17 protein-coding genes are annotated in these 20282 nt (G+C 58.4%); 8 read left to right on the forward strand and 9 right to left on the reverse strand.

The window, feature by feature from the left end; all coding sequences use genetic code 11:
* Positions 1 to 2 precede the first annotated feature (2 nt).
* The gene (locus EBB79_RS05155; RefSeq protein ID WP_127747901.1) at positions 3 to 2426 is read left to right on the forward strand and encodes a molybdopterin-dependent oxidoreductase; all 2424 of its coding nucleotides are present in this window, start codon (positions 3 to 5) and stop codon (positions 2424 to 2426) included.
* 10 nt (positions 2427 to 2436) lie between these two features.
* On the opposite strand, the gene EBB79_RS05160 is transcribed toward EBB79_RS05155, so the two are convergent.
* The 9 genes from EBB79_RS05160 to EBB79_RS05200 form a co-directional block, all read right to left on the reverse strand.
* Complete coding sequence (locus EBB79_RS05160; protein WP_127747902.1) at positions 2437 to 4359, reverse strand: beta-galactosidase; 1923 nt, start codon at positions 4357 to 4359, stop codon at positions 2437 to 2439.
* Between the two features lie 8 nt (positions 4360 to 4367).
* A complete protein-coding gene (locus EBB79_RS05165; protein ID WP_127747903.1) occupies positions 4368 to 5216 on the reverse strand; it encodes an SMP-30/gluconolactonase/LRE family protein in 849 nt (282 codons plus the stop codon).
* Positions 5213 to 5818 carry a 2-dehydro-3-deoxy-6-phosphogalactonate aldolase gene (locus EBB79_RS05170; RefSeq protein WP_127747904.1) on the reverse strand — a complete coding sequence of 202 codons (606 nt, stop codon included), beginning with the start codon at positions 5816 to 5818 and terminating at the stop codon, positions 5213 to 5215. Before EBB79_RS05170 ends, EBB79_RS05165 begins: the two co-directional genes overlap by 4 nt.
* Complete coding sequence (locus tag EBB79_RS05175; protein WP_127747905.1) at positions 5815 to 6738, reverse strand: 2-dehydro-3-deoxygalactonokinase; 924 nt, start codon at positions 6736 to 6738, stop codon at positions 5815 to 5817. Before EBB79_RS05175 ends, EBB79_RS05170 begins: the two co-directional genes overlap by 4 nt.
* Entirely contained in the window at positions 6738 to 7508 is a 771-nt protein-coding gene (locus EBB79_RS05180) for an SDR family NAD(P)-dependent oxidoreductase (RefSeq protein WP_127747906.1), read from the reverse strand. The genes EBB79_RS05175 and EBB79_RS05180 overlap by 1 nt, the downstream gene beginning before the upstream one ends.
* Positions 7509 to 7578: 70 nt before the next feature.
* On the reverse strand, positions 7579 to 8937 hold the full coding sequence (gene melA, locus EBB79_RS05185; RefSeq protein ID WP_127747907.1) for an alpha-glucosidase/alpha-galactosidase: 1359 nt from the start codon (positions 8935 to 8937) through the stop codon (positions 7579 to 7581).
* Between the two features lie 33 nt (positions 8938 to 8970).
* Positions 8971 to 9819: a carbohydrate ABC transporter permease gene (locus EBB79_RS05190; RefSeq protein WP_127747908.1), complete on the reverse strand. Its 849-nt coding sequence runs from the start codon at positions 9817 to 9819 to the stop codon at positions 8971 to 8973.
* 3 nt (positions 9820 to 9822) lie between these two features.
* Positions 9823 to 10716 (reverse strand): carbohydrate ABC transporter permease, encoded by an 894-nt coding sequence (locus EBB79_RS05195; RefSeq protein ID WP_127747909.1) that lies wholly within the window; start codon positions 10714 to 10716, stop codon positions 9823 to 9825.
* A 91-nt stretch (positions 10717 to 10807) separates the two neighbouring features.
* Positions 10808 to 12046, reverse strand: coding sequence for an ABC transporter substrate-binding protein (locus EBB79_RS05200; RefSeq protein ID WP_127747910.1), 1239 nt, complete (start codon positions 12044 to 12046; stop codon positions 10808 to 10810).
* 128 nt (positions 12047 to 12174) lie between these two features.
* On the opposite strand from EBB79_RS05200, the gene EBB79_RS05205 reads away from it, so the two are divergent.
* The 7 genes from EBB79_RS05205 to EBB79_RS05235 all read left to right on the forward strand — a co-directional run bounded on the left by EBB79_RS05205 (position 12175) and on the right by EBB79_RS05235 (position 20278).
* On the forward strand, positions 12175 to 12984 hold the full coding sequence (locus EBB79_RS05205; RefSeq protein WP_127747911.1) for an IclR family transcriptional regulator: 810 nt from the start codon (positions 12175 to 12177) through the stop codon (positions 12982 to 12984).
* A gap of 3 nt (positions 12985 to 12987) precedes the next feature.
* Positions 12988 to 14049 carry an ABC transporter ATP-binding protein gene (locus EBB79_RS05210; RefSeq protein WP_127747912.1) on the forward strand — a complete coding sequence of 354 codons (1062 nt, stop codon included), beginning with the start codon at positions 12988 to 12990 and terminating at the stop codon, positions 14047 to 14049.
* Between the two features lie 157 nt (positions 14050 to 14206).
* The gene (locus EBB79_RS05215; RefSeq protein ID WP_127747913.1) at positions 14207 to 15199 is read left to right on the forward strand and encodes a BMP family protein; all 993 of its coding nucleotides are present in this window, start codon (positions 14207 to 14209) and stop codon (positions 15197 to 15199) included.
* Positions 15200 to 15326: 127 nt separating this feature from the next.
* Positions 15327 to 16844 carry an ABC transporter ATP-binding protein gene (locus EBB79_RS05220; protein WP_127747914.1) on the forward strand — a complete coding sequence of 506 codons (1518 nt, stop codon included), beginning with the start codon at positions 15327 to 15329 and terminating at the stop codon, positions 16842 to 16844.
* Positions 16844 to 17914: an ABC transporter permease gene (locus EBB79_RS05225; RefSeq protein WP_420850395.1), complete on the forward strand. Its 1071-nt coding sequence runs from the start codon at positions 16844 to 16846 to the stop codon at positions 17912 to 17914. Before EBB79_RS05220 ends, EBB79_RS05225 begins: the two co-directional genes overlap by 1 nt.
* Positions 17914 to 18855, forward strand: coding sequence for an ABC transporter permease (locus EBB79_RS05230; RefSeq protein ID WP_127747916.1), 942 nt, complete (start codon positions 17914 to 17916; stop codon positions 18853 to 18855). The genes EBB79_RS05225 and EBB79_RS05230 overlap by 1 nt, the downstream gene beginning before the upstream one ends.
* A 130-nt stretch (positions 18856 to 18985) precedes the next feature.
* Entirely contained in the window at positions 18986 to 20278 is a 1293-nt protein-coding gene (locus EBB79_RS05235) for an amidohydrolase family protein (RefSeq protein ID WP_127747917.1), read from the forward strand.
* Positions 20279 to 20282 lie beyond the last annotated feature (4 nt).

Genomic DNA, 20282 nt, shown 5'->3' on the forward strand with positions numbered 1-20282 from the left:
CGATGGTAAGCTGCACATTTGATGGTCAAACACTTGAGGTGGACCCGGGCACAACCATCCTGACGGCCGCCCGCATGACAGGGGTCGAAATTCCGACGTTTTGCTATCATGAGCGGCTGTCCTTGTCGGCCTCATGCCGCATGTGCCTGGTCGAGGTCGAAGGCCGCAACAAGCTTGAACCGGCCTGCGCCACAGTCATCGCCCCCGACATGGTGATCCACAGCCAATCTGCTCGGGTCGTCTCTACCCGCCAGGATATGTTGGAAATGCTGCTGGCCAATCATCCCCTGGATTGTCCGGTCTGTGACAAGGGGGGCGAATGCGAGTTGCAAGATACCGTGTTTGACTACGGCAAAGGCAGTTCGCGATTACGCGACGACAAACGGGTGTTTCGCAAAGATGACATCGAGCTGAACGCGGTGATCGTGTTCAACGCCAACCGCTGCATTCAGTGCCAGCGATGTGTCCGGGTCTGCGAGGAGGTCGTCGGGGACGTGGCGCTGGGCACTGCTGAACGGGGGCTGGACAGTGAAATCACCGGAGTCGGCAACAGCCTGAAAGACTGTAGCCATTGTGGCAATTGTATCGAGGTCTGCCCGGTTGGCGCGCTGATGAGCGTCCCTTACCGCTATAAAGCGCGGCCCTGGGACCTGGTGAAAACCGAAACGATTTGCGGCATGTGCGGCACTGGCTGTTCCATGTCAGTGGAATTCAGCGAAGGCCGTTTCAAACGGGTCAAAAGCGACCCGGAAACCGGCCTCAACGGGGAACTGCTCTGTGCCAAGGGTCGGTTTGGGTTTGATGCCATCGACGGCGGCAAGCGGATCGAACAGCCGATGATCCGCAAGAACGGCGTGTTGAAACCGGTCAGCTGGGGCGAGGCGATCGAGTGTATCGCCAGTACAGCCCGCGATATCAAAACTCGAAAAACCCGCATTCAGGGCTCTATTTCTGCGCGCCAGACAACCGAGACCGGCTTTGTGTTTCAACAGCTCATGCGACAGGTTTTTGGCACGCAGGATATCCGCTCCAGCACCCGGTTTGGCGGCTTGGACACGCCAGATGCGGTCACTGCTTTGGCGCAGGTGATGACGGGGGGTATGCAGCGTAAACCGTTGCAGTCATTGCTGGAGGCGGATTGCATTTTTCTGTTGGGGTCCAACATTACCGACGAAAATCCGGTCTCTGGTTACCTGCTCCGCTCTGCCATGAGCGATCCCAACAAGCGGTTGATCATCTCTTCGTCCAGACCCTGTGGCCTGGATCCTCTTGCCGCGGCCACGCTGCGTCTGCTGCCCGGGGAAGAGGCCGGTCTGCTGTCGGATTTGATCCGGGAGGACCCGCAGATTTCGGATAGCGCGGCGGGTGCATTCACCCATAAGGCCCGTAGCATTCTGACCGAGGCACAAGACATTGCACTTCTGATCGGCACTGAGTTCTTGCGCTCCTCCAAGGCCGAGGCGTGCCTGAGATGGATTGAGCAGCTTGTCGACCATTTTGGTGCACAGGGCAAAGCCGTCAGATTGCAGTTCTTGTTCGACAGGCCAAACCAACTGGGTCTTTGGGACATCGGCTGCCTGGCAGGGGCCGCGCCGGGATGGCAAGCCATTCATACGACCCCGCCAGATCCCGATGCGCACGTTGATCTGCATTACGTGCTTGGCGCTGACCCTATGTCCCAGGATACGCAAACCAGTTCTTCGTTCTTGGTGTTTCACGGCTCGCACTATAATCATACGGCAAAGCTGGCAGATGTGGTGTTGCCTGCGGCGTCTTATGGTGAAGAAGCCGGGCATTTTACCAACCATGAGGGACGGGTGCAGGCGCTGCGGTCCGTCCGATCACCTGACCAGAATCTGGTTCCCACCCGGGAGGTTTTTAATCAAATTTCCCAGGCTATGGGGCAGGGGGCATTGCCCGTTGCAGCAGATCAGGTCCGCAATAAAATCACCGCCGAATACACTGGGTTTGGCCAGTTTGATCAGCCCGCAGATCACGGCGGCAATGATTTGGCCTACAATTGGCCAAAGACTCATTCGCCGCTGGCCCCTCTCGACCATCTCCCGCAGCCCCCCCCGGCGACAGAGCGCCGCCGCTTTTTGGTAACTGGTGATAGCCTGTTCCAGTCTGGTCAGCTGGCTGCCCGGTCCTCGGTTTTGTCGTCATTGGACGATGGGCCATATGTGGAAATGAACCCGGGGTCGGGGTCCGACAGGGCCTTTGAGGGGATGATGGTCACGATTTTCTCGGCTGGGGGAAACTTTACTGCGCCGCTCAGGATCAACCGCAGTTTCGACGAGCAGATCGTTTTTATCCCCGAACGGTTTTTGATGGAACACGGTAAAAGAAATCTGGCCTGTGTTGAGTATCCAAGGACTGTGGATGTGGTCTTATCCGGTCGAAGAGATCCGTCAAAATATGGGTAATGCCAGTGGCTTAGGTCAGCTCCACACGCAGGACCCCAGCAGCGGGCAATACTCCGGCTTCCGTTGCGATTGGCTCAGCGTTGTAATTGAACCAGAATCGTTCCGTTGCGGTATCGCGGATGCGGACCCCATCTGGCAGCGCCATGGTGGCTAGACCGGCGCGGGTGCACAGATCGCTGATCAGGACATCCAGCGCGGCATCATCGCCCCAGCCGCCCATGTAAGTCACCGGACCCGCCCGCATTGCCACGGCAGAACCGGTTGTGGTTTGCGTGATGATGTCTGCCGTGCCCTCCAGCTCTTCCAGATATCCGGTGATCGCCCCGCCTGATGTCAGCGCAACGGGTTGGTCGGGCCTTAGTGTTTCCACCCGTGAAACTGTGACGTCTAATCCGGGAAAGGCGGGCGGCAGGGGCACAGGAATCGACATATTGGCATCACGCGCGGCGCTACGTGGCCCGATCAGCACCTGCGCGTTGCCACCAGTCAGGGCCTGTTTCAGATCCCCCGGCATATGCATCATACCGGGGGCCAAAACCAGATCGTAGCCGCTGAAATCACGGCAATGGGCTGGCAGAATATCAACTGATATACCGGCGCGGCGCAGCGCGCGATAGTGGTCAAAGATCAGACCGAAATAGCTAAGCCCAACACCCTGAGGCTGTACCGACCAGGCCCAGTCAGCGTCATAGTCAAAGATCAGCGCGACACTGGCCTGCACCATCTGCACCTCAGGCGCCTGTTTCAACTCATCCGCGACCTGACGCGCCTCATGGATGGCCGGGGCATCAACACTATCCGGCCGCAACATGCCGGCATGCATCTGCTCTTGTGCAAACGGTGCTTGGCGCCAGCGGAAATAGCAGACTGCCTCGGCGCCGTGGGCAAAGGCCTCCCAGCTCCATAAACGCACCATGCCGGGCAGGGGCGAGGGGTTGTAGGGGGCCCAGTTCACCGGTCCCGGTTGTTGCTCCATCACCCACCATCGGCCCCGCCCGACGGCACGGTACAGATCGTGGTGAAAAGCCTGAAAATCGGGATGGCCCTGATTGGCAAATTTGCGCTGCTGTTCGACACTGGCCCCAACGCGATCTTCCAGGAACCCCAGCGGGTAACTGTCCCAGCTGGCGATATCCAGATCAGCACCGACCTTGAAGTGATCGAAATCGGTGATCCGGCCCATGTAGTTATGGGTCACTGGTGCCTGCGAATGGGCCCGGATGATCTCCACCTGGGCGCGGTTGAACGCCACCACCTGATCCGAGGTATAGCGGTGAAAGGCCAGCACATGGGACGGGTTTGGGTCTGTCACAGTCAGGTTGGGCAGGTCGATGTCATCAAAGTCGTTGTACTCCATTGACCAGAATACATTGCCCCAGGCCGCGTTTAGTGCTGCGATGCCGTCATTCTGGCCCTGCGCAGAGAACTGTTCACGCAGCCAGCCGCGAAACCCCTGACGCGCCGCATCTGAATAGGACAGGGTGGTGTCGTGACAACCGTATTCGTTGTCTGTCTGCCAGGCCGCCACATGGGGGTTTTGGCCATAACGTTCGGCGACAAGCCCGACAATACGACGGCATTCCTCCAGGTATCCTGCATGACTAAAGCAGTAATGCCTGCGCGATCCAAATTTACGGGGGCGTCCCTGATCGTCCACTGCCAGCATGTCGGGGTGTTTGTCTAAAACCCATTTCGGCGGCGTGGCGGTTGGGGTGCCCAAGACCACCTTTAGCCCAGCCTGACCCAGGGTCTCGATCGCTTGATCCAGCCAGTCCCAGGTTAACGCATCCGGTGTCGGCTCTATCCGCGACCAGGCAAACTCACCGATCCTGACCCAGGTCAATCCGGCCTCGGCCATACGGCGCGCATCTTCGGCCCAAATGTCCGAGGGCCAGTGTTCCGGATAGTAGCAGGTGCCAAGGGTGCGTTTCATGTAGGGCCTCAGAGAATGACTTGGTGTTCGCGTTGTCCGGTGATTTCGGTGGCAAAGCTAAAAGTTTGACCAGCTTGTGCATCCCTGCTGTCTATTGCAGCTGTGGTGACAAACAGCGTGGTCAAGTCAGGGCCGCCAAACCCGGGGCAGGTGACCTGCGAGGGCGGCAGTGGCCAGGTCGACAACAGCGTTCCGGACGGGGAATATCTGGCCACCCGCGCAGCCCCCCATTGGGCGTTCCAGAAACAGCCTTCGGCGTCGACCACGGCGCCATCGGCGCCAAAATCTTCGCCCGAGACATCCAGAAAAACCTGCGGATCGCCCAGAGGCCAACCGTGCGTTTGGTCCAGTGGTTGCCGCATGATACACCCATCGGTGGTGTCAGTGTAATAGGCACAGGAATGATCTGGAGCAAAGCAGATCGCGTTGCTGATGGTGATCTCGCCGACAAGCTGTCTGAGTTCTCCGCGATAATACCGATAGATCGCGCCGGCACCGGGCTCGGCGTTGAATCCCATGGTACCAATCCAAAACCCGCCCCAGGGATCGGCGCGGCCGTCGTTTGACCGGGTAACCGGGTTGTCAGCCTCTAGTGGCACCGCCAATTCGCGCCGTCCTGACGGGATGTCGAACCGGTACAGCCCGTTTTCGCTGGCCATTAACAGCGTATCGTAATCGATCCAGCCGGCAGCTGAGACATGATCGTCAAAACTCCAGCTTTGCGCGCCTGTTGTTGTGCGGGTCAGCAGCTGTTTTGACAGGATATCGAACCAGAACAATTGCTTGCGCTCAGGATGCCACAGCGGGCCCTCACCAAGGGCACAGGCTGTGTCGCTAAAAACCTGCGCTGCTGTCATGGAAAAACCTTATCATAGGCGATGACAATCTCGTCGGCCCGCTTCGCCACGTCTGCGGCGCTGAACCCGACCTTGTAAATCCCCGTCCCGATGCCAAATCCGGTGATGCCAGCCGCCTGCCAATCGGCAAAATTGTCAGGGCCCACCCCGCCAACCGCATAGGTTTTGGCCGCAACAGGCAGAACTGATTTCACGGCGGCAAAGCCATCGACGCCGATCTTGAAGGCCGGGAACAGTTTGATCCCATCGGCGCCGGCGCGCAGGGCTGCAAAGCACTCGCTTGGGGTCATGACGCCGGGATAAGACAGCATTTCGGCCGCTTTGGTGGCCCGGATAACCTCGGCGCAGGTGTCGGGCGAGACCACCATCTGCGCGCCAATGTCGGCCAGACGTGTCACCGCATCGGTCTCCAGAACTGTACCTGCGCCGACTACCGCGCGATCGCCTGCGTGTTTGACCAGCAAGGCGATGGTGGCAAAGGGGTCGGGCGAATTCAGCGGCACTTCGATTTTGGTGATACCGGCAGCGATCAGCACATCAGCGATATCACAGATTTCATGGCTTTGAATGCCGCGCAGGATGGCAATGATTTCGCGTGTCATGGGGTCGTCTCAATCAGTTTGGTATAGGCCGCGCGTAACCCGTTCAGGGTCATGTTGGCAGCGGTGACATTGCGCGCCATGGCGCCTTGTTGGGACAGACCCGCGCTATAAGCCGTGGCAATGCCGCTTTCTCCGACAACCACCACATCCTGCCCCAGCCAATAGGGCCGTGCTGCTGCCAGTTCGATACCGATCAGCAATCCAGAAATTCGCGAGCGGGCTGCCGCACTATCGAGATCACACAGCAGCGTTTCAGCGCGGATGGAAAACAGGTTGCCCGCCACTGCTGACGGTCTGGACATTGCATCGGACACCGCCGCTTCAAAGGCTGCGGCGTCCCAGCCATCATCCCCAACCGAATGCCGCAGAACCGAGGCGTCGCAGAGCAGCGCAAACAACTCGCCGGTCATGAAAGTGCGAAAGCTGACGACCTCTCCAGCGCTGATATGGGCCCACTTGCAATGGGTGCCGGGCAAGCAGATCACCCCGTCAAACTTGGGGTTTTCAGACAAGAAACCGGCAATCTGGGTCTCTTCGCCCCGCATAACATCTGCGGCAGGCAGTTGTTTTATCCCAGGAAGAAGAAAAACCGAGATCCGCGGATCAGCGGTTTGCACCCGTGTCGCCTGATCGATCGAGGGCGGCTCGCAGGGGGCTTTGCTATAGGGGGCTTCAGCCCAGCCCTGGCGCGATCCAGCCATGCCACAGCAGACCACCGGAATGCTGCCCTGATCAGGCAGGCTGTCGCCAATCAAGTCTATCAATGTGGGTTCGAACTCTTGTGGAGCAAGGCTCGACATGCCCCGGTCCGACCCAATGTGGCGCAGCACGGTGCCCTGATCGTCCATCAGCCAGAGCCGCAGATGTGATGTGCCCCAATCAGCGGCAATCCAGCATAGGTTATCCATAGTCTGTGTCATTATCCCGATACCACCACACCGCCATCAATCGCCATGGTCTGGCCTGTCATCATCCGGCTGGTTTTGGAGGCCAGGAACAACACCGCGTCGACGATATCCTGCGGTTTTAGATGATCTTTCAGGCATTGCCGTTCCAGATGCGCAGACAGCGCCTCGGGAGTGGCCCATTTCTCTAATTGCTTATCGGTCAGCACCCAGCCTGGCGCCAATGCGTTGACGCGGATACCGTCGGGGCCAAATTCGCGGGCCAGCCCGCGGGTCATGCCGGTGATGCCAGCATTGGCCGAAACATAGGCAGGGTAGCCAGTGTTGCCCATCATATAGCTGATAGATGAGAAGTTGATGATGGATCCAGCGCCAGTCTCCTTCATTCCCGTCAAAACCGCCTGACAGGCAAAGAAATAGGCCTTTAGATTGATCGCTTGCATCCAATCCCAAAACTCTTCGGTGACATCCAGCGTCTCATGGCGCTGGTCGTTGGCGGCGTTGTTCACCAGAATATCGATGGCGCCGTTCACCTGCGCGCTTTCGGCGATGGCGGCCTGCAAGGCCGTGGTATCGGTAATGTCACACTGGATGAACAGCGGTCGTTGGCCGGTCTCTTGCTGCATCTGATCGACAAAATCTGACGCATCCGAGCGCCCGACAAAAGCCACTTTGGCCCCCTGACGCAAGAACCCTTCGGTCAACGAGGCTCCAATGCCCGATCCGCCGCCGGTGATAAAGACCGAAGCACCTGCAAGATCATGAAATGTGGCTGTTTTGCTCATTGTTGGGTCTTTCGTATGAATAGGGTGAGGGAGAGTCTCACCAAATTGGTTTGCCACGTTCGTGAATTTCTCATGAGGTGATCTTACCGCTGACCCAATCGGGCATCCAGTCCCCATGGGCTGCCAGCAACTCATCCACCAACTTGCGGATCTGGCGCAGATCCAGCTCGGCGGCGGTGCGAGGGTCCATCATCGCCGCATGGTAAATATGCTCGCGGTTCTCTGTCAGCAGCGCCTGCACTGTCAGTTCCTGTACATTGATATTGCTTCGCATCATCGCAATCAGCTGAGGCGGGATGTCGGTGACAGTGGTGGGCTGGATGCCATTTGCATCCACCAGACAGGGCACCTCAACCGCGGCGCCCAGTGGCAGTTGTGGAATTTGGCCACTGTTTGGAATGTTGCCATAGATCACCGCAGGCGTGCCGGTGGTGATCGCGTTCATGATAGTTGCGGCATATTCGTGGCTTTGTTCCACCTCGATTGCAGGGGCCTTGCGCAGCGCCTTGGCCTGGGTGATCCACTCGGCAATCTGTTCTTCACAGCGCAGCGGGTATTCATCCAGTGGGATCTGGAACTGTTCAATCAGGTCAGGACGGTGTGACTTGATGAACCAGGGCACATATTCCGCGAAATGTTCGGACGATTCCGTGACGAACAGGCCAAAGTGCTTCATCACCTCATAGCGCACATAATTGGGACAGCGCGCATTGGCCCCGGTGGCGGTGGGAAAACGGCCCTCGTCATAGCCCGCCTTCAGGGCAGGATAAAGATCCCGGCAGGTGCCATCCTTCAGGCGCTCTTCGAAGTCCAGATAAAAGGCCATGTGATTGATGCCGGCCGCGCGATACCGCAGATCGCTGGTTTCAACACCCAGATCCCGCGCCAGTTCCTCGGCGGTGCCCTGAACGGAATGGCACAGCCCCACCTGTTTGATCTGCGGATACCGGGCGCCAATCGCCCAGGTGTTGATCGCCATCGGATTGACATATTGCAGCAACGTCGCATCGGGGCAGACCTGCAACATGTCTTCGCAGATCGACCACAGATGCGGCACCGTACGCAATCCCCGCATGATGCCACCAATGCCCAGTGTGTCGGCAATCGTCTGATCCAGGCCATAGCTTTTGGGAATATCGAAATCGGTGACAGTGCAGGGCCTGTAGCCGCCAATCTGAAACGCCACAACAACGAAATTCGCGCCCTCCAGCGCTGCACGCTGATCGGTATAGGGGGTGACCTTTGCTGCCACACCCATCGATGTAATCATTTTTTTGGCCACCAGCACCGAGTCCTCTAGCCGGGTGGCGTCAATATCCATCAGGGCGATATCCGCATCGCGCAAGGAAGGGTGGTGCAGCACATCTCCGATGATGTTCTTCATAAAGATGGTCGAGCCAGCGCCGATAAAGGCAATCTTGATAGCCATTGGCTTTCCTATTCGAATGTCCGCCGTTGCGGATTACTTGACAGCGCCCAGGGTCAGGCCCGCGATAAAGTGCTTTTGCAGCAGAAAGAAGATCGCAACCGGCGGCAGGGCTGCCACAATCGATCCGGCTGAAACCAGGTGCCATGCGGCAACCCACTGACCGTTCAGTGAATAGAGGCCGGCGGTAACTGGCTGGCTTTCGGCGCCCTGGGTCAGCACAGTGGCCCAGAAATAGTCGTTCCAGATGAAAGTGAATATCAACACGGCCAGCGCCGCAATCGCCGGGCGCATCAGGGGCAGGATGATGAACCAGAAGATCCGCCATTCCTTGACGCCCTCAACCCGCGCCGCCTCGATCAGTTCGACCGGCAGCGAGCGGATGAAATTGCGCATGAACAGGGTGCAGAACCCGGTCTGAAAGGCGATGTGAAACAGGGCCAGCCCGGTGATGGTGTTGTAGATACCCATCTGCAGCGTCAGGTCGCGCACCGGCACCATCAGAATCTGAAAGGGTACAAAGTTGCCCGCGACAAACATGAAGAACACCAGCATGTTGCCTTTGAACTTGTAGACCGCCAGCGCAAAGCCCGACATGCACGACAGTGCCAGCGTGCCGATCACCGTGGGAATGGTCACCCGGACGGAATTCCACATGTAATTGCCCAGCGGCGTATTGGTGAAAATGTCCGAATAGTTCTGCACCAGATTGAACGAGGTCGGCCAGCCCCAGTAATTGCCGGCGGTGATGTCTCCGGCCGATCGGATAGAGGTCAGCGCCACCGCAATCAGTGGCAACAGCCACAGGATCATGGCAAAGGGCAGGGCGGTTTTATACAGCCGTTGCAGCGCAAGTGAGCGGCGTTCAATGGGGGTGGGGAACATGGGTTAGTGGCCCTTTTCGTCGCGGTACATCTTCACCAGGAAGACGGTGATGTAGATCATCATGATCAGGAACAGAACAACGGCAATTGCGGCGCCATAGCCCATGCGGAACCCGTATTCTGAGAAGGCTTTTTCATACATGTAATAGGCCAGTACCCGCGAACTGCCCCAGGGGCCGCCCGCAGTCATGATCGAGACCAGATCGAAACTGCGCAGCGCGCCGATGACGGTGACGACGATGGCAATGAATGTGGCCGGTTTCAACTGTGGCAGAATGATATACCACAGCATGTTCCAGCCCTTGGCATTGTCCAGACGCCCGGCCTCGATCTGTTCGGGGTCAACGGCGTTCAGCCCGGTGATATACAGGATCATGCAATAGGCGGTCTGCGGCCAGAGGCCCGCAAAAATAATGCCATAGGTCACCCAGGTCTCATCGCCCAGAATGGTCACCGGCCCCAGGCCAAACCAGCCCAGAATTACGTTTAGCAAGCCAAAGGACGGATCGTAGAACCAGGTGAATACCAGGCCGACGACCACTTGGCTGATGACAAAAGGAAAGAAGAACAAAGACTTGTACAGGCGCATGCCAAATACAGTTTGGTTCAGGAATAGCGCAATGAACAGACCCGCAGGGATCGCCAGCATATACAGAACCAGCCATATCACGTTGTTCTTCAGCGAGGTATAGAAGGCCTCATCGTCCATCAGCTCGACATAGTTGTCCATGCCAACAAAGGTTTTGTCGCCAAGGCCGTCCCAGTCATACAGCGAGATTTGCATCGACTGAAAAATTGGGAAAATCACATAGAACATGAAAAACAGAATGGCCGGTGCCAGGAACAATACCGGAGCAAGGCTGCGCTGATTGAAACGGGATGCGCGAGACGCTGACATAGGTCAATCCTGTTTGTTTGTGGATGGAGTGAGACTGCCCAAGGCAGGTTCGCAGGACCCGAAGGTCCTGCGCCTTTTTGTGGTGCTGCTCTTATTTGTAGACGCGCAGACGTGTCTTTTCGAGACGGGCCAGAATGGCGTCCAGACGATCAGGCTTGACCATGAACTCCTGAAAACCTTCCATGCCGATCTTGGCCATTTCAGCTGGCGCATCCCGGTCAAAGAACTGCGCGATACCGCCGTCTGTTGTCGACAACATGGTATAGCCAGCCTGCAGGAACTTGTCGTCGCCAACGGTCGAGTCCTTGTTGATCGGCAACTGACCAAGGACCTCGTTGATCTTGGTCTGCGCTTCCGCTGATGCCAGGAAGGCCAGGAACTTCTTGGCGTCTTCCTTATTGGTGGCGTTTGCCGGGATGTGCAGCGTATCGGTGGGGGCCTCTTCAGCCAGCGGGACATCAGGGTTGATGACAGGGAACTGGAAGAAACCCAGTTGGTCATCGGTCAGACCTGCTTCACGCAGGGGGGCTACGGCAAAGTTACCCATGACATACATGGCTGCATCGCCAGCCACCATCGGCGCCAAGGCTTCCTGCCAGGAATACGAGGTGTGGTTTTCCAGGAAGAAACCGGCGTCGATCAGCTGTTTCCAGTTGTTCATGGTTTCGACAACGCGCGGGTCGGTCCACTCGACCTCACCCTTGGTCAGCGCCATGTGGAAGTCATAGCCATTGGTGCGCAGGTTCAGGTAATCAAACACGCCGCCAGCGGTCCACAGATACTTGGTACCGATGGTGATTGGGGTCACGCCCGCTGCTGTCAGCGTTGCACCCGCTGCCTTGAACTCGTCCCAGTTGGTGGGCACTTCGATGTTATTGGCTTCGAAAATGTCCTTACGATAGTACACGCCCCACTGGTAATACGTGTAAGGCACACCCCATTTTTTGCCGTCAATGGTCATCGACCCGGCGGCCGAGGCCAGCGAGTCATTCAGACCATTGTCTTCCCAGACATCGCTGACGTCTTCAAATAGGCCAGCGTTGACGTAGGGCAGCATCCGGTTGCCGGCATACCAATTGGCCAGATCCGGTGCATCCGCTGTCAGAAAGTTGCGGATCGAGGTTTTATAGCCCTCGTGGTCGAACAGGTTCCATTTGACGGTGATGTCCGGATTGGCCGCCTCAAAATCGGCGATCAATTGTTCAAAGGCCGCCTTTGGGGCCGGATCGGATGTGTCGGTGTTGATCACCAGCTCGCCTGCAAATGCAGATGTCGCAAGGATCGTCGAGGCAGCTAGCGCCGCGATGGTTGTTTTGAATTTGGTAACCATGATGCCCTCCCAAGGCGGTTTCATTATTCGAAACTTGATTTCACATATTGAAAATATAACCGCAACTCGCTATGACTTGTCAATGCTTTCGTCCTGCTCGCGGGTCGAAGTTGTGAAAGGAATTGCGAATGGCAGAACGGCAAACAGCAGACGGAACCGTCGGAAAAGCACTGGAGGTGCTTGATATGGTGGCAAGTTTTGAACGCCCGGTGCGATTCTCTGAGGTGCTCGAGGGCAGCCCCTATCCCAAAGGAACATTGTACCGACTGTTCCAGACGCTCACAAATCAGGGCATGTTGTCCTTTGATCCGGATCGCCAAACATATGGCTTGGGTGTCCGGTTGGTACGACTGGCCCATGCCGCCTGGCAGCAAAGTTCGCTTGCGCCGATTGCCCGCTCTTATGTGGATGCCCTGTCCGAAACCACCGGTGAGACGGTGCATCTGGCGCAGCTCGACAATGCTCAGGTTCTGTATCTGGACAAGCGTAACGCCTTGAAGCCAATTGAAATGTATTCACAGGCAGGCAAGGTTGGCCCGGCTTATTGCACCGGTGTTGGCAAGTCGATGCTGGCCTTTTTGGCCGAGGACGAGGTTGCCCGGGTTATTTCTCAGCAGAGCTTTCACCGTTTCACCGAACACACCCTGACCTCCGAGGCCGAGTTGAGGGCGGATCTGGCCGATATCCGGGCTAAGGGATTCGGAATGGACCGGGAAGAGCACGAACCCGGAATTATCTGCATCGCCGTGCCGATCCTGACGCCACGCGGCAGGGTTCTGGGCGGGTTATCTGTCACATCAACCACAGCTCAAAAATCACTGGCAGACCTCGCGGCATTGGCGCCGCAGGTTCAGGCCACAGCAAACAGCATCGCGGTCGAGGCCCAGAACTGGCGCTTTCCCGACCAAGCCACTGACACGACTAGAACGGGGACATAACATATGTCGGGACTGACACTAAACAACGTGATCAAGAAATATGGCGACATTCAGGTGATCCACGGCGTTGACCTGACGATCGAAGACGGTGAATTTTGCGTCTTTGTGGGGCCATCAGGCTGCGGTAAATCCACGCTATTGCGGATGGTGGCCGGGCTGGAAGAAACCACTGCCGGACAGATCACAATTGGCGCCCGCGATGTCACCGCCATCGATCCCGCCGAACGCGGCGTGGCCATGGTGTTCCAGACCTACGCACTTTACCCGCATATGACGGTCGAAGAAAATATGGGCTTCGGCCTGAAAATGACGGGCCACCCCAAGGGGGAGGTTCAGGAAAAGGTCGCCGCTGCTTCGAAGATCCTGAAACTGGACGATTATCTGTCGCGCAAACCCAAGGCTCTGTCTGGCGGCCAGCGCCAGCGGGTGGCCATCGGCCGCGCCATTGTCCGTGGCCCCGAGGTGTTCCTGTTTGACGAGCCCTTGTCCAACCTCGATGCCGAGTTGCGTGTGGATATGCGGATCGAAATCGCCCGGTTGCACAAGGAAATCGGCGCCACCATGATCTATGTGACCCATGATCAGGTCGAGGCGATGACGCTGGCCGACAAGATTGTTGTGTTGCGTGATGGCCGGATTGAACAGGTCGGCAGCCCCATGCATCTGTACAAAGATCCGGACAACAAATTCGTGGCCGGTTTCATCGGCTCTCCCAGCATGAACTTTATCGATGGCGTGGTCGAGGGCGGCAAAGTCCGTGTGCCTGCGTTGGGTGATGCGGTAGTTGCGGCCTCGGTTGTTTTGCCGGGCGAAGGACAGCCGGTCTATGTTGGCCTGCGCCCACAGCATCTGAACATCACCGAGGGGGACAGCGATATCACACTCGATATCCGCGAGCGTCTGGGTGGTGTTGCTTATGACTACCTGACCGCGCCGGGCGGCGGTCGCATCACCGTCGAAACCCGTGGCGACGAAGAGATCCCCGAGGGCTGTACGGTCAAGTTGAGCTTTGACGATTCTGATGTGTTGTTCTTTGACAAGACAACCGAGCAGCGCCTGCGGTAGCACGCCAGACGGCCTGCCCGCCAATTGTGCGGGTTCAGCACAAAGCTCTGTGCCAGAGGGCCAGTTGGTCCTCTGGAGTGCCCTGAGTGCGAATTTTATTGACCGATTGGTTAAATAAATGCCTCATTGTGTCATTCACACAACCGGGGATTGGCAAATGAAGAGCAAATTTTCTATTTCACGACGGGCTATGTTGGCCGGAACGGCAGCGCTGGCGCTTATGATGCCCGCCGGGGTCGCCCTGGCAGGAACCGTCAAAGTCGCAGCCATTTACACGCTGCCCGTCGAACAACAATGGATCAGCCGAATTCATTTGGCGCTGAATGGCGCCAAGGATCGCGGCGAGATTGACTATGTGTTCTCAGAAAACGTCGCCAACACCGACTACGAGCGGGTGATGCGCGAATACGCCGAGCAAGGCGTGCAATTGGTGGTGGGCGAGGTCTTCGGTCTGGAACGCGCTGCGCGTAAAGTGGCCGCGGATTATCCTGAAACCGGGTTCCTGATGGGCTCGTCCTTTGGTCCGGTCGCGCCAAACTTCTCGGTGTTTGACAACTGGATCCACGAGCCAAGCTACCTGTCTGGAATGGTGGCCGGGGCCAGCACCGAAAGCAACGTGATCGGCATGGTCGGTGGCTATGCCATCCCCGAAGTGAACCGCCTCATGAACGCCTTTATGGAGGGCGCGCGCGCCACCAACCCCGACGTCAAGTTTCTCGTGAACTTCATCGACAGCTGGTATGATCCGCCCAAAGCCAAAGAAAGCGCCTTTGCGATGATGGATGCGGGTGCTGACATCATGTTTGCGGAACGCTTTGGCGTCGCAGATGCTGCGGTTGAACGCGGTGTTAAGGCTGTCGGCAATGTGATTGACACCTCAGGTGATTATCCCAACACTATTTTGACCTCGGCCCTGTGGCATATGGAACCCACGATCGACCGCGCTGTTGCGGCCGTGGCTGGGGGCACTTTTGAGGCTGCTGATTATGGCCAATACAGCTTTATGGGCTACGGCGGTGGCTCGCTGGTAGTGGATAAAACGCTGGTGTCTGCCGAGGTGCTATCCCGGGTCCAAGAGACCGAAACGTCGATCATGGAAGGCATGTTCCGTGTCAATGTGAACGACGAGCGTCCGGTATCGGATAAGTGATTGGTAGACAGTAACCGAGGACAGCGCCTGAGCCTGGGTGGGTGCGAAGCGCCCTCCCGTGGGGAGGGTCGGGCGCTGTCCGGAACGCTATGCGTCCCGGACAAACAAAAAATCGGCTAATAGACCAATGACCGTACAAAAAATTCTCTCCTTAAACGCGCTGTCCAAGCGGTTTGGCTCTGTGGTGGCCAATGATGCCGTCAATCTTGAATTGCATCGCGGCGAAGTTCTGGCCCTGTTGGGTGAAAACGGCGCGGGCAAGACAACGCTGATGAACATGCTGTTTGGCCACTACATGCCCGACGGTGGCAGTATTGATGTGGCGTCACCAAACGGCGAGATGCAGCCGCTGACCCTCGGCCATCCGCAGGCGGCCTTGTCGGCGGGTATTGGCATGGTGCACCAGCACTTTACCCTGGCGGAAAACCTGTCAGCGCTGGACAATATCACCCTTGGTTCCGAGCCGCTGTTTTCACTGCGCCGTGACCGGGCGGGCGCGCGCGCTAAGGTGCAGGGGATCATGGATCGCACCGGGTTGACTGCGCCACTGGACACGCCGGTTGGCAGGCTGTCGGTGGGCGAACGTCAGCGGGTTGAGATCCTCAAGGCGCTGTACCGCGATGCCCGTATTCTGGTGCTGGACGAACCCACCGCCGTGCTGACTCCGCAAGAGGCCGATACCCTGTTTGAAAACATCGGCGCCATGACCCGCGACGGGCTGGCGGTGATCTTTATCTCGCATAAACTGCGCGAAGTGCTGGCATTCTCTCACCGCATCGCGGTGCTGCGCCACGGTACAAAAGTCGGCGAGATCGCCACCTCGGAGGCGGATGAACGGGTCATTGCCCGGATGATGGTGGGCGAGGATACGCCTGCACCAACACGGGACGCGATGACACCCGGCGCACCGGTTCTGACATTGACGGGCCTTGGCATTCGAGACGCGGCGGCGCGTGACAGTCTGACCGATGTGAACCTGACCGTGCATGCCCATGAAATCCTTGGCATTGCAGGGGTTTCGGGCAACGGTCAATCGGCGTTGGCAGCTGTTATTTCCGGATTGCGCCGACCAGACAGCGGCAGCATTCAGGTCGACGGCGTTGCTATCCTGAACCCAGATCCCAAAGTCATGATCAAAGCTGGCGTAGGCCGCATCCCCGAAGACCGCCACCACGACGGCATTGTCGGCGCCATGTCGGTGGCTGAAAACATGGTCATTGAACGGCTGGACGACCCCGCAGTGCAAACCAATGGATTATTGAACCGCAGCGCAATTGAGGCCAACGCTGAAACGCTTAGCCAATCTTATGACGTGCGCGGCCCCGGCATTACCGCCCGCGCCCAGCTGTTGTCTGGCGGCAATATCCAAAAACTCATCTTGGCTCGGGTGTTTGAACAAAACGCCCGGCTGATCCTGGCCAACCAACCGATCCGAGGCCTCGACATGGGCGCCGCCGCCGAGGTCAGCCGCCGCCTTCTCGAGGCGCGGGCAGCTGGGGCCGGGGTGCTGCTGATATCTGAGGATCTGGATGAAATTCTGGGGCTGGCGGACCGCATCATGGTGATCCACGATGGGCAGCTGACCGAAGTTACCAGCCGCAACCGCGAAGACATTGGCCTGAAAATGGCAGGAGAGCAGATATGATTCGTATCGAGCCACGCACTGCGCCGGGCCGTTTAATGACGCTGGGCGTGCCGGTCTTGTCGGCGGTGATTGCGCTCGCTCTGGCCGCTATCCCGTTGGCATTGGCTGGGGCGGATATCACCCTGGCCTACGCCGAGATGGTCAAGGGCGTGTTTGGCTCGGTGTTTGCGTTTTCCGAAATGCTGACCCGCGCCACGCCTTTGATGTTCACTGGCCTTGCCGCTGCCTTGGCCTTTCGCGCCAAGCTGTGGAACATCGGCGCCGAGGGGCAGCTGTATCTGGGTGCCATGGCCGCCGTTGCCATTGGCGCGGGGGCAGTAGACATTCCGGGTATCTTCTTGATCCCGCTAATCATTATCCTGGGCGCCGCCGCTGGGGCGGCTGGCATGGCGGTGCCGGCGCTGTTGAAAACCCGTTTTGGCGCCGACGAGGTTGTGACGACCCTGTTGCTCAACTTCATCATCCTGATCTTTGTACAGATGATGTTAGAGGGCGCGTTGAAAGATCCCATGAGCCTGGGCTGGCCGCAGTCTGCTCCGGTGCTGGATCAGGGTATGTTGCCGCAATTGATGCCCCGGATGCGGGTGCACTCGGGGCTGATTCTGGCGCTGGTGCTGGCCGGCATTGCGCAGTTCATGCTGGCACGATCCGTTTGGGGGTTCCGCCTGCGCGCGGTTGGTGAAAACGCCGCTGCTGCGCGTCACGCCGGTATCGGCGTCAACCGCTCGCTGTTTGGTGTCGCGATCCTGTCCGGCGGTCTGGCCGGCCTGGCCGGCGTTAGCGAGGTTGCGGGGCTAAAGGGCTATCTGACCGCCGACCTGTCGCCCGGCTTTGGCTATACCGGCATCGTTGTTGCCATGCTGGCAGGCCTGTCACCGGTGGGCGTGGTGATCTCGGCGCTGTTCATCGCATCGGTGTTCGTTGGCGCCGACAGTATGAGCCGCGCTATGGGGGTCTCGTCTTACCTGGCGGATCTGGTGGTCTCAATGTCATTGCTCTGTGTGCTGATCGGCGGCTTTGTTGCGCGCTATCGCATCACCCGCAGCACGCCAACGGTGGGGGCAGCCTGATGGATATTCTGCAAATCCTGCTCAGCGAATCGTTCTGGGCCGCCTCGCTGCGCATCGCCACCCCGCTGATCTTTGGCGTGCTCGGCGCGCTGTTGTGCGAAAAATCAGGAGTGCTGAACCTTGGCATCGAGGGCATCTTTGCCGCCGGGGCCATGTGCGGCTGGATGGCCGTCTGGTTGGGCGCCGGTCTGTGGGGCGGAGTGCTGATTGCCGCCCTTGCCGGTGCGTTCTTTGGTCTGATCCACGGTATTCTGACGGTGCCGCTGGGCCTGTCGCAACATGTCTCCGGGCTGGGGGTGACCCTGTTTGCCACCTCGCTGAGCTATTTTACTTATCGCACTGCATTGCCCAATGTATCATCGCCGCCACGGATCGAACCCTTCCGGGCGCTGGATATCCCGCTGCTGTCGGATCTTCCGTTTCTTGGCCCGGTGGTATTCCAACAAACCGCACTGACCATGCTGGCTCTGGGGCTGGTGGGGCTGGTCTGGTATGTGCTGAACCGCACCGCGCTTGGCGTGGCTTTGCAGGCGGTGGGCGACAACCCCGACAGTGTCGACGCGCAGGGCCTGTCTGTCTACGGATTGCGCATCGGGGCCGTCATGGCCGGATCGGCGCTGATGGCGCTGGGAGGCGCGTTTCTGACCATGTCGGCCTTTGATGCGTTTTTCTTTGGCATGGTCAACGGGCGCGGCTGGATTTGCATCGCGCTGGTGATCTTTGCCAGCTGGAAGCCGGGTAAGGCGCTGCTGGGGGCACTTTTGTTCGGGGCTTTTGATGCGCTGCAAGTTCGCCTGCAGACCGAGGTTGGCGCCATGGTGCCGGGGCAGGTATTCTTGATGGCGCCTTATGTGCTGTCGATCTTTGCGCTGGTCATTGCCGCGCGCAAAGCGGAATATCCGCGTGCTTTGCTGACCCCTTGGTTCAAAGGCCAAAGGTAAAAACGGGCATTGCCCGACCTTCCCGTCAAACCGAAGGTTTGCCTTTGGCAAAATGCGAAGGCGCTTTGTACCTCCCCAAGGTCAGGCGCACCCGGATGACTAAATACACAAACCCTCATGAGGCACCCAAATGTTCGATCTGATCCTCAAAAACGCCACCCTGCCAGACGGTCGCACCGGAATGGATATCGCTTGCAAGGGCGGCATGATCGCATCCGTCGAGGCAGATATCTCTGCCGAGGCGCAAGAGGTGATCGACGCCACTGGCTACCTCGTCTCACCGCCTTTTGTGGACCCACATTTCCACATGGACGCGACCCTGTCGCTGGGCACGCCACGCATGAACACATCGGGCACATTGCTTGAGGGCATCGCCCTTTGGGGCGAGTTGAAGCCGATCCAAAGCGTTGAAGACATTGTCAGCCGCGCTCTGCGGTACTGTGATCTGGCGGTCTCTATGGGAATCGGGGCCATTCGCAGCCACGTGGATGTTTGCGATGATGCACTTACCGGGGTTCAGGCCCTGTTAGAGGTGCGCAAACAAGTGGCGCCCTATCTGGACCTGCAACTGGTGGCCTTTCCGCAAGATGGCGTGCTGCGCGATGCCACCGCGATGGAGAACCTAATCCGGGCGCTGGACATGGGCGTCGATGTGGTCGGCGGCATCCCGCATTTTGAACGCACCATGGCAGACGGTGCCGATTCGGTGCGCCAGCTGTGTGAAATTGCTGCAACGCGCGGCTTGATGGTGGACATGCACTGCGACGAAAGCGACGATCCGCATAGCCGCCATATCGAAACTTTGGCCTATGAAACGCAGCGCTTAGGACTGCAGGGCAGGGTGGCCGGCTCGCATCTGACCTCGATGCATTCGATGGACAACTACTATGTCTCGAAACTGATCCCGCTGATCGCCGAGGCTCAGGTGCACGCCATCCCCAATCCGCTGATCAACATCATGCTGCAGGGGCGTCACGACAGCTATCCCAAACGTCGCGGCCAAACCCGGGTGCCGCAACTGCGCGAGGCCGGAATCACGGTTGGCTTTGGCTCGGATTGTGTGATGGACCCGTGGTACTCGCTGGGGCGCGCCGACATGCTGGATGTGGCCTCGATGGGGCTGCATGTGGGGCAATTGTCCAGCCGCGCCGATATGGCCTGGTGTTTTGAGGCTGTGACCGAAAACTCGGCCAAGATCATGGGGCTACAGGGTTACGGACTGACCAAGGGCTGTGCGGCCAACATGGTGCTGCTGCAGGCTCAGGACCCGATTGAGGCCATTCGCCTGCGCGCCACCCGTCTGGCAGTCATCCGCGCTGGCAAGGTGATTGCCCGCACTGCGCCACAGGTCACCGAATTGACGCTACCCGGCAGGCCGACGCCACTGAACCCGGCCGATTATGCACCAAAGCAGTCCAGTTGAGCCG

Source organism: Parasedimentitalea marina (genome assembly GCF_004006175.1).
Classification (GTDB): domain Bacteria; phylum Pseudomonadota; class Alphaproteobacteria; order Rhodobacterales; family Rhodobacteraceae; genus Parasedimentitalea; species Parasedimentitalea marina.

Bases quoted from the DNA above. Each gene is read 5' to 3' on its own strand.
- melA (WP_127747907.1), bottom strand. From the start codon at position 8,937: ATGGCTATCAAGATTGCCTTTATCGGCGCTGGCTCGACCATCTTTATG.
- EBB79_RS05170 (WP_127747904.1), bottom strand. From the start codon at position 5,818: ATGACACGCGAAATCATTGCCATCCTGCGCGGCATTCAAAGCCATGAA.
- EBB79_RS05165 (WP_127747903.1), bottom strand. From the start codon at position 5,216: ATGACAGCAGCGCAGGTTTTTAGCGACACAGCCTGTGCCCTTGGTGAG.
- EBB79_RS05180 (WP_127747906.1), bottom strand. From the start codon at position 7,508: ATGAGCAAAACAGCCACATTTCATGATCTTGCAGGTGCTTCGGTCTTT.
- EBB79_RS05230 (WP_127747916.1), top strand. From the start codon at position 17,914: ATGGATATTCTGCAAATCCTGCTCAGCGAATCGTTCTGGGCCGCCTCG.
- EBB79_RS05190 (WP_127747908.1), bottom strand. From the start codon at position 9,819: ATGTTCCCCACCCCCATTGAACGCCGCTCACTTGCGCTGCAACGGCTG.
- EBB79_RS05160 (WP_127747902.1), bottom strand. From the start codon at position 4,359: ATGAAACGCACCCTTGGCACCTGCTACTATCCGGAACACTGGCCCTCG.
- EBB79_RS05155 (WP_127747901.1), top strand. From the start codon at position 3: ATGGTAAGCTGCACATTTGATGGTCAAACACTTGAGGTGGACCCGGGC.
- EBB79_RS05215 (WP_127747913.1), top strand. From the start codon at position 14,207: ATGAAGAGCAAATTTTCTATTTCACGACGGGCTATGTTGGCCGGAACG.
- EBB79_RS05235 (WP_127747917.1), top strand. From the start codon at position 18,986: ATGTTCGATCTGATCCTCAAAAACGCCACCCTGCCAGACGGTCGCACC.
- EBB79_RS05210 (WP_127747912.1), top strand. From the start codon at position 12,988: ATGTCGGGACTGACACTAAACAACGTGATCAAGAAATATGGCGACATT.
- EBB79_RS05220 (WP_127747914.1), top strand. From the start codon at position 15,327: ATGACCGTACAAAAAATTCTCTCCTTAAACGCGCTGTCCAAGCGGTTT.
- EBB79_RS05195 (WP_127747909.1), bottom strand. From the start codon at position 10,716: ATGTCAGCGTCTCGCGCATCCCGTTTCAATCAGCGCAGCCTTGCTCCG.
- EBB79_RS05175 (WP_127747905.1), bottom strand. From the start codon at position 6,738: ATGACACAGACTATGGATAACCTATGCTGGATTGCCGCTGATTGGGGC.
- EBB79_RS05205 (WP_127747911.1), top strand. From the start codon at position 12,175: ATGGCAGAACGGCAAACAGCAGACGGAACCGTCGGAAAAGCACTGGAG.
- EBB79_RS05200 (WP_127747910.1), bottom strand. From the start codon at position 12,046: ATGGTTACCAAATTCAAAACAACCATCGCGGCGCTAGCTGCCTCGACG.